This window comes from Enterococcus sp. C57 (genome assembly GCF_040887305.1).
Taxonomy (GTDB): Bacteria; Bacillota; Bacilli; order Lactobacillales; family Enterococcaceae; genus Enterococcus_B; species Enterococcus_B hirae.
The window spans coordinates 366332-380573 of record NZ_JBFOFP010000003.1 but is presented as its reverse complement, the minus strand read 5'-3'; the positions used below and the strand labels follow the sequence as shown (position 1 = coordinate 380573).

Genomic DNA, 14242 nt, shown 5'->3' with positions numbered 1-14242 from the left:
ACCCCATAAGTTTATCTTATGTGTGTGTTCGTTGTAAAAAACGAACAAGGTGATTCCGGCATAGCTCAGTTGGTAGTAGCGCATGACTGTTAATCATGATGTCGTAGGTTCGAGTCCTACTGCCGGAGTATTTAGACACGATAGAATTTCTATCGTGTTTTTTTGTCTTTATATATTTTGGGCACAGTATAAGACTAGTTAATTTATTAGTGCGATTGAACAATAGGTTTTTCTTAATGGATGCGATTAGTCTGGTATTTCAAAAGATAACTTTTAATAAAAGGAATGGTTTAGGCGGGAACTGAGCAGATGGTTCGCTTCATAGAAAGAAACGTGCTAGCATCGTAAGGTAATGAAAGTTGGAGGTGGAAGGTAATATGTATTTAAAAATATCTGAAAAAGCGCAGGAAAGATTAGAAAAGTATATCCAAGAAGGTGCCACCATCATTCTTGACCTAGATGATGGTGTGGGTAAGTATTCTAAGATGGGTGTGTGTTCGTTAGATACGAGCTTCCGTCTATTGTTATTAGCTAGCAAACAAGAGAAAACAGACTATCCAATGAAGATTGACAGTGATATGGGAGCCATTTATATCAAAGACTATTCAAAAATGTACATGGATGAAACGATGACGTTAACTTTAGACCCCCGTTTAAATAGTTTTAAACTTGAATCCCCTAGTGGAACTTTGGATAACCAAGTCCCTCTAGTTGATTTACGCCCTTAAAGACATGCAGTTGTGACAGCAGTGTTTAGCACTGAGAAATAAGCTGGAGAATCCAAAAATAGTTCTTCTTATTTTTTGGATTCTCCAGCTTATTTTCGATACTACTTGGAACATCGTAGATCAGAGGATGCGAAAAGAGCGTTTTGATCTGAGCGCTCACTAAGTAGAAACTGCGATGAGTAATTGCAGGGCCAATAAGGATGGGGATCTTGAAACAGCTTCTCATATTATGAAAAATTATTCAGGCTTATTGCAAGGAGTGGTTGATTGAACACTGTTTACTCGTTATTAGAGTAAACGTAAGATTTATATCTAAGGCACTAGTCCTTTACGTTTATTTACAACTAGCTATTCATTACAGCTTAGTTTTATTAGCTATAAAATCATATAGTATTTAAAAAAATGAAGATAAAAAAACAACGTAACCTTATTGTTAAAACAACAGGTTACGTTATCTAAGTAAGCCACTTGCCGGGCTTGAACCGGCGACCTCTTCCTTACCATGGAAGCGCTCTACCAACTGAGCTAAAGCGGCATGATTTCTTAATACAAGTAATAGAATAACGAAAATAATCAATTTTGTCAATATCTAAAACAAAAAAAATTCGGTTTCATAGGATGATCATTCTAAATTGTATAAATAACAAATTTTGTGCAGTGATTTTTGTGAAAAAACAAAAAAATATGTAAAAAAAGTATTGCGTTATTTAAGATAAATTGATATTATATACATGTACTTGATTCCGGCATAGCTCAGTTGGTAGTAGCGCATGACTGTTAATCATGATGTCGTAGGTTCGAGTCCTACTGCCGGAGTACTTCAACCACAGCTTAGAGGCTGTGGTTTTTTTGTTATTCTCAAAAACTTTTGAGAATAACAAAAAAGGGTTGTCGTGAGGGGGATTCAGTCGATTTGTTGTAACGATTAAAAGTGAGTCGTTGTATTTCAAACCACTTAAGGGTAGAATTAAAGATATATTTTTGATTGGAAGGATGATTGGATGAAAGCTATTACACCTGAAATGACGAAAAAATTTGCAAAAGGTTTTGAAGAAAACAACAAGCAACAAGCTCTACAAAGAGCGGTAGTAAAAAATGGGATCACCGCTTCTGCTGAAAATGTGGCTGCCCATGTGTCTAATACACCGGTTTTTTCAATTGATTTATCAACGGGAAAGGTTTCAAATCAGAAACAATCTGGCCGTTGCTGGATGTTTGCAGCATTAAATACTTTCCGACATAAATTGCTCAATCAATTCCATTTGAAAGAATTTGAATTATCACAAAACTATACGTTTTTCTGGGACAAATATGAAAAAGCTAATTATTTTTATGAAAATATTATCGCAACAGGGAATGATGCCTTAGATAGCCGAAAAGTAGCCTTTTTATTAACAACCCCACAACAAGATGGCGGACAATGGGATATGATCGTTTCCCTCTTCCAGAAATATGGTGTAGTTCCTAAATCTGTTATGCCAGAAAGTGCAAATAGTTCAAATTCACGAGATTTAAATAATTACTTGAATAAATTGTTGCGTAAAGATGCGACGGTCTTACGTGAAATGATTGCCGGTGGTGAAACTGCTGAAGCGATTCAAGCAAAAAAAGAGGAAATGCTAGAAGGAATCTATCAATTTTTAGCCATCTCCTTAGGAACACCACCAAAAGAATTTGATTTTGAATACCGTGACGAAGAAAACAATTATCATATTGACCAACAGCTTACACCTCAACTCTTTTATGATAAATATATTGGTGTAAAACTAGATGATTACGTTAGCATCATCAATGCACCGACAAAAGACAAACCTTTTGATCGTTCTTACACTGTAGAAATGTTAGGTAATGTGGTTGGCGGGAAAGAAGTTCGTTATTTGAACGTAGATATGTCAACGTTTAAACAGTTGGCTGTTGCCCAACTGAAACAAGGAGAGTCTGTTTGGTTTGGTTGTGATGTCGGACAATCTTCAACTAGAGATAGTGGGATCATGGCACTGGATGTTTACGACATGGATGACTTATTCGATGTAGATTTTACGATGACTAAAGCACAACGTTTAGATTATGGTGAAAGCTTAATGACCCACGCGATGGTATTGACGGGAGTCGATCTTGTTGATGGGAAATCAACGAAATGGAAAGTGGAAAATAGCTGGGGTGAAAAAGTTGGCAATAAAGGCTTTTTTGTTATGAGTGACGATTGGATGAACGAATATACGTATCAAATCGTTGTTCGCAAAGATTTGTTGTCGAAAGAGCAACTCCAAGCCTTCAATGAAGAACCAATCGTTTTAGCTCCTTGGGATCCAATGGGCGCATTGGCTTAAAAAACTGATTCTACTCAAAGTATGAAGAAAATAGACGAATTGGTGTCTCAGATTACTGAAAAAGAAAGTAAATGAGGGATTGAAAGAAAGACGAGGTTAGTCTTCGAAATTAGTAGGATTGCTAATTTTGAAAGAAGCCTCTCTTTTTTTGTCTATAAATATGAGCAATGGACTTTTACTGTTGAACAAAGAGTTACTAGACTCATTTTCTTTGTTTTAGATTCTCTGTGATATAATGATAGCTAACAAATAGGTTGGAAAAGCATGTAAGGAGGAGTAGAGATGAATATTCAGTCGGTGTTAGCAGAAATCCAATTAGAAGGCAAAGTGATACCTATCACTGGTGGGGACGTTAATCAAACGTATCGAATTGAAGAGCAAAATAAATCATATTTCTTAAAGCTTCATCCTAATATTGGAAAGTCTTTTTTTGAAGCGGAAGTGGATGGGTTAAAAGAACTAGCTCCCTACGTTCGAGTACCTGAAACTTACATGCTGGGTGAACAAAAAGATGGTGCCTATCTTTTGATGGAATGGATCGAACCTGGCAAAGGAGATCAAAAAGATCTAGCCGTTTCTTTGGCGAAATTGCACAAGGTAACCGCTCCTCAATTTGGGTATCGAAAGGAAAACTATTTAGGGACCGTTCCGCAATTCAATCATGTGGAAGAAGATTGGTGGCTTTTCTTCTTCAAAAATCGTCTAGAAAGTCAAATTGCTTTGGCACAAAAAAACAACCATTGGAATCAAAACCGCCAAGAAACATTTATTTCTTTTAAGCAATACGTGTTAGAAAACTTTAGTGATAAAAAGATTGTCCCTAGCCTCTTGCATGGCGACTTGTGGAGTGGTAATGTGTTCTTTGATCAGCAAGGAGAACCAGTCTTCGTTGATCCAGCCGTTTCTTACGGTGATCGTGAGCAGGACATAGCTATGAGCCAGCTGTTTGGTGGGTTTCGTCCAGAGTTTTTACAAAGTTATCAAATGGTCTATCCTTTGGAAAAAAATTGGGAAAAACGATTGCCGATTTACCAGTTATATTATTTGTTAGCCCATCTAAATATGTTTGGGGAAAGTTATGGTTCACAAGTGGATCAATTATTAGCGAAAAGATAAGAGGAGGGTGTTTTTTTGGCAAAGAGATATACAAAAAAACATGAAGTTTCATATTATGAATGTGACATTAATCAGACCATGACATTTCCATCAATGTTAGGAATCGTGATCAAGACATCGGAAGATCAAAGTGATGCGCTTGATCGTGGTAGTAAATTTGTCAATAGTTTTGGACTGACTTGGGTCATTACCAATTATTCAATGACAATCACTCGTTTGCCAAAAGTAGGAGAGACGATTTCTATAACAACACAAGCCATGGAGTACAATAAATTCTTTTGTTATCGTAATTTTTGGATTCATGATGAAGAAGGTACAGAACTGGTAAAAATAGAATCAGTTTTTGTATTAATGGATTTTGTGAATCGGAAAATGAGTAGTGTCAATGAGGAAATTATTGCGCCGTTTGAAAGCGAAAAAATCAAAAAAATCAAACGGCAAGAAAAAATAGAAAAGATCGAATCGGGCATGATGTTACCTTATCGCGTGCGTTTCTATGATATCGATAGTAACCAACATGTGAACAATGCCATGTATTTCAACTGGATTATTGATGTCTTAGGCTATGATTTCTTGACGACACATGTACCAGAAAAAGTTTTGATCCGTTTTGACAAAGAAGTGGAATATGGAAATGAAATTGAAAGTCATTATGAACAAGTAGAGATGGAACATGGTGTGAAAACAAGACATGAAATCAGAATGCAAGAACAACTCTATTGTGAAGCAAATATCAATTGGAAAAATAAATAAACTGCTAATAGCAAACGTTGTTCCAATCGGAAAGAGGTTGTCGCAGAAGTGTCTAGCTCTGGGAAATAAGCAGGAACAACAAGGGAAAAAAGCTCAAAACAAAACTGTTTTGAGCTTTTTTGATTGATTGCCGAAGTGCTAAATAACAAAGAATTCTTTAGGTGTTCATACTTTTGGACATTCTAACATGGAAATAAGACTTTTGGATATCCAGTAATAGGTAAGGATCGATAACCTTCAATGATTGAAAAAAGAATGCGTAAAATTGGTTCAATTGCTAAACGAACTCTGGATTTTTTTTAGAACGGAATTTTAATGTCAGGAATTTTCGTATGTGATTTAGCTATAACTTATTGAGTAATAAACGAAATCAATGATTGATCTTTTAACCCGTGATTCAAGGCAATCAGTAGTTTGATGCGAGCTTTTTGGCTATTGATGCTATTACAAAAAATAATCCCCATATTTGCTAGTTCTTTTCCGCCACCCTCGTAGTCATAAACAGGTTCTGCTATCCCATTAAAACACCGGGAAACTAAGACCACTGGGATTTTTTGTACTAATAATTTTTTCAAAGCTGTTACAGCTTGTGGTGGTAAATTGCCAGCTCCTAAAGCTTCGATCACTAGGCCATCTACTTTGGTATGGGCGATAGCTTCTAATAGGTCACCTTGCATCCCTGCATAAGCCTTAACGATTGGGATCGTACCATTGACTGAAGTGATATCTAAGCGTGTAGTTTCTAGTAATTCTTGCATAAATAAGATCCGATGTTTTGTTACTAGACCAATTGGACCTAATGTGGGTGTACGAAAAGTGGCAACATTTGTCGTGTGGGTTTTGGTCACGTAACGTGCGGAGTGGATCTCATCGTTCATTACGACCAATACACCTTTTCCATTTGCTTCCTTACAACTAGCGACTCGAATAGCACTCTCGAAATTGTACAGCCCATCGCTCCCTAATTCGTTGCTGGATCGCATAGCGCCAGTTAGTACGATCGGCAGTTTATCTCCAATCGTCGTGTCTAAGAAAAAGGCGGTTTCTTCTAACGTATCTGTTCCATGAGTGATTACAACACCGTCAAACCCCAAATGATAGGCTTCATTAATCCGATTTTTTAAAATCAACATATGTTTAGGCATGATATGAGGTGAAGGAAGATTAAAGATATCTTCTATTACTAAATCAACATCTTCTGGAATTTCAATTTCAGCATCTAGCAAAGGATTCACAACATCAGGACTCACTCCACCAGTTAAAAGATTTTCTCTCATGGCAATCGTTCCGCCAGTGTGTAAAATTAGAATTTTTTTCATTTTTTTTCGGACTTCCTTACATATAATTTTGCATAGGCTTTAACGCTTATTGTATACTATATGAAAGAGTTTTGCTATCCGTGGCATTGAGCAATGAGTAGTAAATCTCACTATACATAGTTGATTTTTGGATGGAAAAGCAAAGGTGGCTTGAAATGATACGAATCGGATTAACCTCATTTAAAGAACATGATAAATTGACTGGAAAAAAGAATAACACACTTTATGAGTATGCTAGATATTTACCATTAGTGGAGCTTGATACAGCTTACTATGGAATCCCAAGACGAACTTCGGTAGAAAAATGGGTGCAAGAGGTTCCAAATGATTTTCGTTTTGTTGTTAAGGCGTATCAAGGGATTAGTGGTCAAGGAGACTGGGAAAAATATTATCAAACAGAAGAAGAAATGATTGCTAAATTTCTGGAAGTAATGAAACCAATGAGTGATGCGAACAAGCTTTTTTGTTTTTTAGTCCAATTTCCAGCTTCCTTTAAATGCACCAAGGAAAGTGTACAATACCTACGTAAGCTTCGAAAATGGTTTGCTGGCTATCCGGTAGCAATCGAACTTCGGGACTTTTCGTGGTACAGTGAGGAATTCGTTGAGCGCACGAGAAGCTTCATGACTCGAGCAGAATTTTCTTTGGCAGTAATTGATGAACCACAGTTGTTAAACACAACAGTTCCTTTTGACCCATTCATCACGAATCCAGACTTTGCTCTTTTCAGGTTTCACGGAAGAAATGCTCAAGGTTGGCAGGCCAATGATAAAGATTGGCGTAAAAAAAGAACTCTTTATCGCTATTCTGAGCAGGAACTGAGAGAACTAGCAACTGCTATTGACTCTGTTAGCTCAAAAACGAAAGAAATCGGAGTTATCTTTAACAACAATTCTGGTGGAGATGCTGCAGAAAATGCGTTAGCTTTACAAAAAATATTAAAAATAAAACCGGAAGGCTTAAACCCACAACAAATGGATTTATTTTAGAGAGGGAGCGTTGAATGATCAAAGCAATTTTTTTTGATATTGATGGCACATTAGTCAACGACCGTTCAAAAGCACTTGCTTCGACTAAACGTGCGATTAGCTATGCTAGAAAAAATGGGATATTGTGTGGTGTAGCAACTGGGCGGAGTCCAGTTAAAATCAAAGAAGTGATTGATGAATTGGAATTAGATATGTATGTTGTCTATAATGGACAATTGGTATTTACTGCCGAACGAACGATTGTAGATCAACCATTTGATCAAGTCGTTTTAAGTAAGATCGTGGAATATGCTGATAAGAACCATCGCCAGATCATTTTTGGTGGAAGAGATCAACTAGCTGGTTCGACCACGATGCTATTAGGACAGTCGATTTTAATCAAACGTTTAGTTAGTTTATTACCAAAAAAATTTCCCGTTCGATTGATGAAAAAAGGACTGCAAATTTTTAGCCCACATCGGCAGAAAAAGCGATATGAAGCACTGGAGATTCTTGATGAGCCAATTTACCAATGTATTTTATTGAGTCAGGAATCAGAACAAGAAAAATTAGAAGAGCGGTTTCCGGAGTGCAGCTTTCAACGGTCCAATGCGTATACCGTTGATATCATTCCAAAAGGTGGCTCAAAGCTTTCAGGAATTGCAGCCTTTGCCAAAGACATGGGGATCGAAATGACCGAGATCATGGCATTTGGTGATCATTATAACGACATTGAGATGCTGGAAGGTGTCGGAATCGGGGTTGCTATGGGGAATGCTCAAAAAGAAGTTAAGCAAGCTGCTGATTATGTGACGGATACCAATGAAAAAGACGGAATTTATCAAGGACTGAAGCATTATGGTTTAATTTACTAAAACAGTTGATAGACTAGACTTCAGTAAAAATGTTAAGAGAAGTAAGAAAAGAAGGTAGAAAAAGATGTCTGAGAAAACACCCTTTCAACAAGTAGAAGAGTTTCATAAAATTTTTGATCCTCGTTCACCTGATGTACCGACTGCATTTTCGAAACAAGCAGCCATTTATCGTGCAGAATTTAAAATTGAAGAATTAGTCGAATTGATTGCGGCCAATTGTCAGGGAGATCAGGAACAATTACACGAAGGAGTAACAGCTCTTCACGAAGCATTAGAGAAAGCAGAACAAAAAATGTTGACTAAAAAAGAATGGGGACAAGCACCTTTGATCGAGCAAGTCGATGCTTTAACCGATCTTTTATATTTTACTTATGGTTCTTTTTCATTATTGGGTGTTGATCCTACGAAGATATTTGAGATCGTTCACCAAGCAAACATGGGGAAATTATTCCCAGATGGTAAACCACATTATCATCCGGTCACGAATAAGGTATTAAAACCTGATAACTGGGAAGAGCAGTGTGCCCCTGAACCTAAGATCGCCAAAGAAATTCAACGGCAAATCGCCCAAGCGACTCGAAAGAAACAGTCTTGAATAGACGAAACAAACCAAAATAAACCGGCGTTTCATACTGGTTATGCTATTTTCTAGGTAGGAATAAAAGATTTTCGATGAAGTTAGTGAATGCTTAAAAATTGTGTGTTATAATTTACAATAGATGTCTTTTGCACGGAAGACGTATTTATTGTTTTATGCACACAAATTATTTAACTAAGCATAAAAAATAGATGCATATTGAAAACGGAGGTACCTTAAATGGGAAATAATGTTATCATCGGAATCGTCATAGCAATCATTATAGTCGCCCTAGTCGTCTTTTTGGTTAGTTACTATATGAAGAAAAAAAACCAAGATCGATTGGACGCCTTGGAAAAGCGCAAGGAAGAATTATTCGACTTGCCTGTGATTGAAGAAGTCGATGATGTTAAAAAAATGCATCTGGTGGGGCAAAGCCAAAATACCTTTCGTGAATGGAGTCAAAAATGGAATGACATATCCACTTCCTCGTTTGCTGAGTTAGAAAGTCAAATTTTTGAAGTAGAAAATCTTAATGAGAGTTTCCGATTTTTAAAAGGTAAAAAAGCTGTGATCGAAGCAGAAAAAACCATGGACCAAATGGAAAAGAAAGTTTCTGAGATTCGTGATGGACTAAAAGAGTTACGTGAAACAGAAGAACGTAATTCACTAGCGGTTCAGCAAGCTTTGGATGTCTATGAAGAACTGAAAGAAACAATCAGAGAAGATGAGCAAGAATACGGTCCTGCGTTTCCTGAATTGCAAAAGCAAGTCAAGATGATCGAAAATGAATTCACGCAATTTGTTGCATTGAATACTTCAGGTGATCCTGTTGAAGCTCGAGAAGTTTTGGATAAAGCAGAAAAACATACGTATGAAGTTGAAGCTTTGATGAAAAAAGTTCCGCCGCTATTTGAAGATTTGAACACTACTTTCCCAGAACAACTGGAAGAAATCCAGCAAACTTATGAAAAATTGATGCAGGAACAATATGTTTTCCCAGAAGAAGATCTTGTTGGTGAGATTGAAAAAGTAAGCCATCGTATTGAAAGTTCATTAGCAAATCTTGAAAAAACAGAAGTTGAAACGGTTGAATTCGAGAATCGTGAAACTGCTAGTATGATTGATTCGCTCTATGACATTCTAGAGCGGGAAATGGAAGCCCAAAATTATGTCACAACCAATCAAGCAACCATTGAACAATACATCAAACATGCCACAAAAAACAATCGTCAATTATTGATTGAGTTAGATCATACTGCTCAAAGTTATGCGTTGAATCATAATGAAATTGGTCGAGTACGCGGATTCCAAACAGAAGTGGAAGAAATCGAACGTCAAAACGAACAGATGAAACCACAAATCCAGCAACACTTGTTACCATATTCTGAAGTACGGACTTTCTATAAAAAAGTATTCAAAGTTTTAGAAGATATCGAAAACCAACAAGTTGAAATCGATGACTCACTACACGAGTTAAGAAAAGGTGAAAAAGAAGCGCAAGAAAAAATCGATACTTTCGAATTTAAATTGCGTAATTTGAAACGTTTTGTAGAACAACAACGTTTGCCTGGTCTACCAAATGATTATTTAGAATTTTTCTTTGTGGCAACTGATCGGATTGAAGAGCTAAGTATCGTGCTAAATAAAATCAGAGTCAATATGGAAGAAGTCAATCGCTTAGTTACGTTATGTGAAGAAGATTTAGACTTACTTGATAAGAAAACGCATGATTTAGTGGATGCTGCAGCACTGACAGAACAAATGCTACAGTATGCAAATCGTTATCGCCACACACATGAAGAAATCAGAGAAGCAATTGATAAAAGTTATTACTTATTCAATAAGGAACATCATTATCAAGAAGCTCTGGATGAGATCGGTACAGCACTCGAACGTGTTGAACCTGGTGCTTTCAAGCGAATTGAAGATTTTTATTTTAAGAATCCTGATTTAGTTTAATAAAACTAACTAAAAAGGCAACACTGGTCAATCCACCAAGTGTTGTCTTTTTTCGTGTTCAATTACACGAAACTTTCTGAAAAAACAACCTCCTCTTGAAAGCAATTGGGACAACCGTTATAATAGTAAAGAATTTCAAAAAAGAGGGGTTTCTTATGATATATTTTGATAATAGTGCGACAACCCCAATCTTTCCGCAAAGTTTAGATGCCTATATAAAGACAAGTCAGCGGATTATTGGGAATCCGTCAAGTTTGCATGATTTAGGCAATCAAGCAAACCGTTTGTTACAACAAGCTAGAAAACAAATTGCTGAGCTGATCACTGTTACTCCAGATGAAATTTATTTTACTTCTGGTGGGACAGAAGGCGATAATTGGGTACTTAAAGGGACGATGATTGAAAAACGTGAATATGGAAACCACATGATCATCTCTGGGATAGAACATCCTGCTGTAAGTGAAACAGCTGAACAACTTAAATCTCTAGGGGTAGAAGTTAGTATAGCGCCAGTAAATAATCAAGGATTTGTCATTGTTGATGAATTGAAGAAACTAATTCGTAAAGACACGGTATTGGTTTCAATCATGGCAGTCAATAACGAAATTGGATCAATCCAACCAATTTTAGAAATCAGTGAGTTGCTAAAAGAATACCCTAAAATCCATTTTCATGTGGATGCTGTGCAAGCAATCGGAAAAGTTTCTTTATCTGAATGGCTGACCGAAAGAGTTGATTTTGCGACGTTTTCAGCTCATAAATTTCATGGACCACGTGGTATAGGTTTTATTTATTGGAAGAAGGGACGACGTTTAGCACCGCTTCTTAATGGTGGTGGCCAAGAAAAAAATCAACGAAGTGGAACAGAAAATGTTCCTGCGATTGTCGCAATGGCGAAAGCCTTACGAATTGCACTGGATCGAAAACTTCAAAAGCCAGATCACACCAAACATTTAAAAGAGGCATTGATCAACGCTTTGAAAGCCTATGAAAAAGTGACTATTTTTTCAGAGGGAGAAGATTATGCACCACATATCTTATGTTTTTCACTCAAAGGGATTCGAGGAGAAGTCCTTGTTCATGCGTTAGAAGAAAAACAAATATTTATTTCTACAACCAGTGCTTGTTCTTCTCGTAAACATCTTGCAAGTAGCACGTTGCATGCCATGCGTGTGCCTGATGATTTAGCTACGTCAGCTGTCCGCATTAGTTTAGATGAAAGTAATTCTATGGCAGAAGTAGAACAATTTATGATCATTTTTAAACAATTATATAAGAAATTTTCAACCATCAATTAATCAATAAGGAGTGTTTTTGTGAAATATAGTGAAATCATGGTCCGCTATGGTGAACTGTCAACAAAAGGAAAAAACCGTAAAAGTTTTATTATGCAACTTGCTCAAAATGTTCGTCAAGCATTGAGTGATTTTCCCGAAATCAAGATCCATGCTGATCGTGACCGGATGCACCTACTGTTAAATGGTGCTGATAGTGCGTTAGTTATACCTAAATTGGCTAAAATTTTCGGTATCCAAAATTTCTCACCAAGTATTCGAATCGAAAAAGATGTTCAAAAGTTAAAAGATGCAGTTCAAGCTATCATGAAAGAAGTCTATACAGGAAAAGAAACCTTTAAAATTATTGCGAAACGTAGTGACCACGACTTTGAATTAACAAGTAATGAATTAAATCAAACGTTAGGAAATGCGGTGGTAGATATCTTCCCTGATATAGAAGCACAAATGCGTAAACCAGATATTCCACTACGGGTAGAAATCCGTCGAGATGCTGCTTACCTATCCTATGAAACGATTAAAGGAGCAGGCGGGTTGCCTGTGGGAACGAGTGGTAAAGGCATGTTGATGTTGTCTGGTGGAATCGATTCACCTGTGGCTGGTTATTTTGCCATGAAGCGTGGTGTCGAAATTGAAGCGGTCCACTTTGCTAGTCCACCTTACACGAGTGAGCAGGCATTACAAAAAGCAAAAGATTTAACAGCAAAATTGACTCCTTATGTCGGCAAAATTGAGTTTATCGAGGTACCGTTTACTGAGATCCAAGAAGAAATCAAGAAAAACATTCCGCAAGGTTACTGGATGACGATTACTCGACGGATGATGCTGCGATTAACGGATGAGATCCGCCGATTACGCCATGGGTTGATTATCCTTAATGGGGAGTCTTTAGGACAAGTAGCTTCGCAGACCTTACAAAGCATGGTTGCTATCAATGAAGTAACGAATACGCCTATCATTCGTCCAGTTGCTACGATGGATAAATTAGAAATCATTGAAGTAGCTGAACAAATCGATACCTTTGAGCTTTCAGTCCAACCATTTGAAGATTGCTGTACGATTTTTGCCCCACCTCAACCAAAGACTCGACCACGCCTTGATAAAGTTCATCAATACGAAGAACGTTTACCAATCGAAGAAATGATTGAACGAGCTCTTTCTGGTTTAAAAATGGAAACGATCCATACAGCTACCGAAGCTGAACAAGTAGAAGAATTTGCTGATTTGTTATAAGAGTCTTGAAATTATCGTGGAGCTTTAACAAGAATAAGAAAGTAGATTGAACCGTTTTTTTATGTTTAATAAAACATACTTTAAAAACATTACTTTTTATTTGTTCTTACACTTATTTAAGAGTCTGGAGTCAATCCCAGACTCTTTTTTATATTCCCTACTGTTGCTCTAAGAGAGGATAAATGATAAACTGACTATGTGAAGAAATTAACAAAGGAGTTTGAAGATGGGAGAAAAAATAGCGGTTTTACCAAAAGCAACAGCTAAAAGACTACCTTTATATTTACGTTATTTAAAAATGCTCAATGATTCAGGTGTGAAGCGGATTAAATCAAATGAATTTAGTCAAATCACCCAAGTACCTTCTGCGTCGATCCGTAGAGATTTTTCATATTTAGGGGAGTTGGGGCGCAGTGGCTATGGTTATGAAGTGCCTTATCTGATCGAAGTATTTGATCGGATCTTAAAGACGGAAGAGGAAAAACGAATTGCCTTAGTTGGGTATGGAAATCTAGGGAAAGCTTTAAAGCACAATAATTTTAGAAGAAATGAGAATTTGAATATCGTCTGTGTATTTGACAATGACCCTAAAATCGTCAACCAAGAAATCGATGGTCAATTCATTTATCCAATCGAACAGTTTGGCGAAATCGTCAAAAAAGAAAAAGTAACAGTTGCGATTTCAACGGTTCCAAGTAAACACTCCCAGTCAGCAATCGATGAAATCGTGAAAGGTGGCGTATCAGCGATCTTAAACTTTGCTCCTGACCGAGTGATCGTACCCAAGCATGTGAATATTCAATACATTGATTTGACGACAGAATTGCAAACGCTTATATTTTTTAACGAGAAATATTCAGAAGTTTTTTTATGACAATCCATAGTTTTAGCGCTTAGAGCCAATGTTTCTAAGCGTTTTTTTATAACGCATGTTTATATCTATTTTTGTTTGTTTACAATCATAATACTGATATAATAGCTTTCAGTTCATTGTATCATCGTGTGCAGGGGTTATAAAATAACTGTTTTTTTGAAAGAAGAAACCTTTTTTTAGTAGTGAATGACAGTAATAAAGATGAATGCAAT

At 36.8% G+C, this 14242-nt stretch carries 12 protein-coding genes and 3 tRNA genes; 13 read left to right on the top strand and 2 right to left on the bottom strand.

The features are described 5' to 3' along the window. Nucleotides 1-54 precede the first annotated feature (54 nt). Nucleotides 55-128: transfer RNA gene (locus AB5M32_RS05595), tRNA-Asn, on the top strand. A 249-nt stretch (nucleotides 129-377) separates the two neighbouring features. Further along, the gene (locus AB5M32_RS05590) at nucleotides 378-728 is read left to right on the top strand and encodes an iron-sulfur cluster biosynthesis family protein (protein ID WP_010718741.1); all 351 of its coding nucleotides are present in this window, start codon (nucleotides 378-380) and stop codon (nucleotides 726-728) included. Nucleotides 729-1190: 462 nt separating this feature from the next. Here AB5M32_RS05590 and AB5M32_RS05585 read toward each other — a convergent pair. Then, nucleotides 1191-1263 (bottom strand) — tRNA-Thr (locus AB5M32_RS05585). Nucleotides 1264-1470: 207 nt separating this feature from the next. On the opposite strand from AB5M32_RS05585, the gene AB5M32_RS05580 reads away from it, so the two are divergent. From AB5M32_RS05580 to AB5M32_RS05565, 4 genes are all read left to right on the top strand, one after another. Continuing rightward, nucleotides 1471-1544 (top strand) — tRNA-Asn (locus tag AB5M32_RS05580). Between the two features lie 185 nt (nucleotides 1545-1729). Then, complete coding sequence (locus AB5M32_RS05575) at nucleotides 1730-3058, top strand: aminopeptidase C (protein WP_178285713.1); 1329 nt, start codon at nucleotides 1730-1732, stop codon at nucleotides 3056-3058. Between the two features lie 282 nt (nucleotides 3059-3340). Next, on the top strand, nucleotides 3341-4174 hold the full coding sequence (locus AB5M32_RS05570; protein WP_178285714.1) for a fructosamine kinase family protein: 834 nt from the start codon (nucleotides 3341-3343) through the stop codon (nucleotides 4172-4174). Between the two features lie 15 nt (nucleotides 4175-4189). Beyond that, complete coding sequence (locus tag AB5M32_RS05565; RefSeq protein WP_178285715.1) at nucleotides 4190-4927, top strand: acyl-ACP thioesterase domain-containing protein; 738 nt, start codon at nucleotides 4190-4192, stop codon at nucleotides 4925-4927. 350 nt (nucleotides 4928-5277) lie between these two features. Here the strand turns inward: AB5M32_RS05565 and AB5M32_RS05560 are convergent, their stop codons facing one another. Further along, nucleotides 5278-6246, bottom strand: a complete 969-nt coding sequence (locus AB5M32_RS05560; protein WP_010718737.1) for an asparaginase — start codon at nucleotides 6244-6246, stop codon at nucleotides 5278-5280. Between the two features lie 155 nt (nucleotides 6247-6401). On the opposite strand from AB5M32_RS05560, the gene AB5M32_RS05555 reads away from it, so the two are divergent. The 7 genes from AB5M32_RS05555 (at nucleotide 6402) to AB5M32_RS05525 (ending at nucleotide 14030) form a co-directional block, all read left to right on the top strand. Next, nucleotides 6402-7235, top strand: coding sequence for a DUF72 domain-containing protein (locus tag AB5M32_RS05555; RefSeq protein ID WP_178285716.1), 834 nt, complete (start codon nucleotides 6402-6404; stop codon nucleotides 7233-7235). A gap of 14 nt (nucleotides 7236-7249) precedes the next feature. Beyond that, a complete protein-coding gene (locus AB5M32_RS05550) occupies nucleotides 7250-8089 on the top strand; it encodes a Cof-type HAD-IIB family hydrolase (RefSeq protein WP_034698936.1) in 840 nt (279 codons plus the stop codon). 64 nt (nucleotides 8090-8153) lie between these two features. Next, nucleotides 8154-8684, top strand: coding sequence for a haloacid dehalogenase (locus AB5M32_RS05545; protein ID WP_034698938.1), 531 nt, complete (start codon nucleotides 8154-8156; stop codon nucleotides 8682-8684). 222 nt (nucleotides 8685-8906) lie between these two features. Further along, the gene (locus AB5M32_RS05540) at nucleotides 8907-10628 is read left to right on the top strand and encodes a septation ring formation regulator EzrA (protein WP_010718733.1); all 1722 of its coding nucleotides are present in this window, start codon (nucleotides 8907-8909) and stop codon (nucleotides 10626-10628) included. 155 nt (nucleotides 10629-10783) lie between these two features. Next, on the top strand, nucleotides 10784-11926 hold the full coding sequence (locus AB5M32_RS05535) for a cysteine desulfurase family protein (protein ID WP_178285717.1): 1143 nt from the start codon (nucleotides 10784-10786) through the stop codon (nucleotides 11924-11926). Nucleotides 11927-11944: 18 nt separating this feature from the next. Further along, on the top strand, nucleotides 11945-13156 hold the full coding sequence (gene thiI, locus AB5M32_RS05530) for a tRNA uracil 4-sulfurtransferase ThiI (RefSeq protein ID WP_010718731.1): 1212 nt from the start codon (nucleotides 11945-11947) through the stop codon (nucleotides 13154-13156). Between the two features lie 226 nt (nucleotides 13157-13382). After that, a complete protein-coding gene (locus AB5M32_RS05525; RefSeq protein ID WP_010718730.1) occupies nucleotides 13383-14030 on the top strand; it encodes a redox-sensing transcriptional repressor Rex in 648 nt (215 codons plus the stop codon). Nucleotides 14031-14242: the final 212 nt, after the last annotated feature.

Bases quoted from the DNA above. Each gene is read 5' to 3' on its own strand.
- AB5M32_RS05555 (WP_178285716.1), top strand. From the start codon at position 6,402: ATGATACGAATCGGATTAACCTCATTTAAAGAACATGATAAATTGACT.
- AB5M32_RS05525 (WP_010718730.1), top strand. From the start codon at position 13,383: ATGGGAGAAAAAATAGCGGTTTTACCAAAAGCAACAGCTAAAAGACTA.
- AB5M32_RS05590 (WP_010718741.1), top strand. From the start codon at position 378: ATGTATTTAAAAATATCTGAAAAAGCGCAGGAAAGATTAGAAAAGTAT.
- AB5M32_RS05545 (WP_034698938.1), top strand. From the start codon at position 8,154: ATGTCTGAGAAAACACCCTTTCAACAAGTAGAAGAGTTTCATAAAATT.
- AB5M32_RS05535 (WP_178285717.1), top strand. From the start codon at position 10,784: ATGATATATTTTGATAATAGTGCGACAACCCCAATCTTTCCGCAAAGT.
- AB5M32_RS05540 (WP_010718733.1), top strand. From the start codon at position 8,907: ATGGGAAATAATGTTATCATCGGAATCGTCATAGCAATCATTATAGTC.
- AB5M32_RS05570 (WP_178285714.1), top strand. From the start codon at position 3,341: ATGAATATTCAGTCGGTGTTAGCAGAAATCCAATTAGAAGGCAAAGTG.
- AB5M32_RS05560 (WP_010718737.1), bottom strand. From the start codon at position 6,246: ATGAAAAAAATTCTAATTTTACACACTGGCGGAACGATTGCCATGAGA.
- AB5M32_RS05550 (WP_034698936.1), top strand. From the start codon at position 7,250: ATGATCAAAGCAATTTTTTTTGATATTGATGGCACATTAGTCAACGAC.
- AB5M32_RS05575 (WP_178285713.1), top strand. From the start codon at position 1,730: ATGAAAGCTATTACACCTGAAATGACGAAAAAATTTGCAAAAGGTTTT.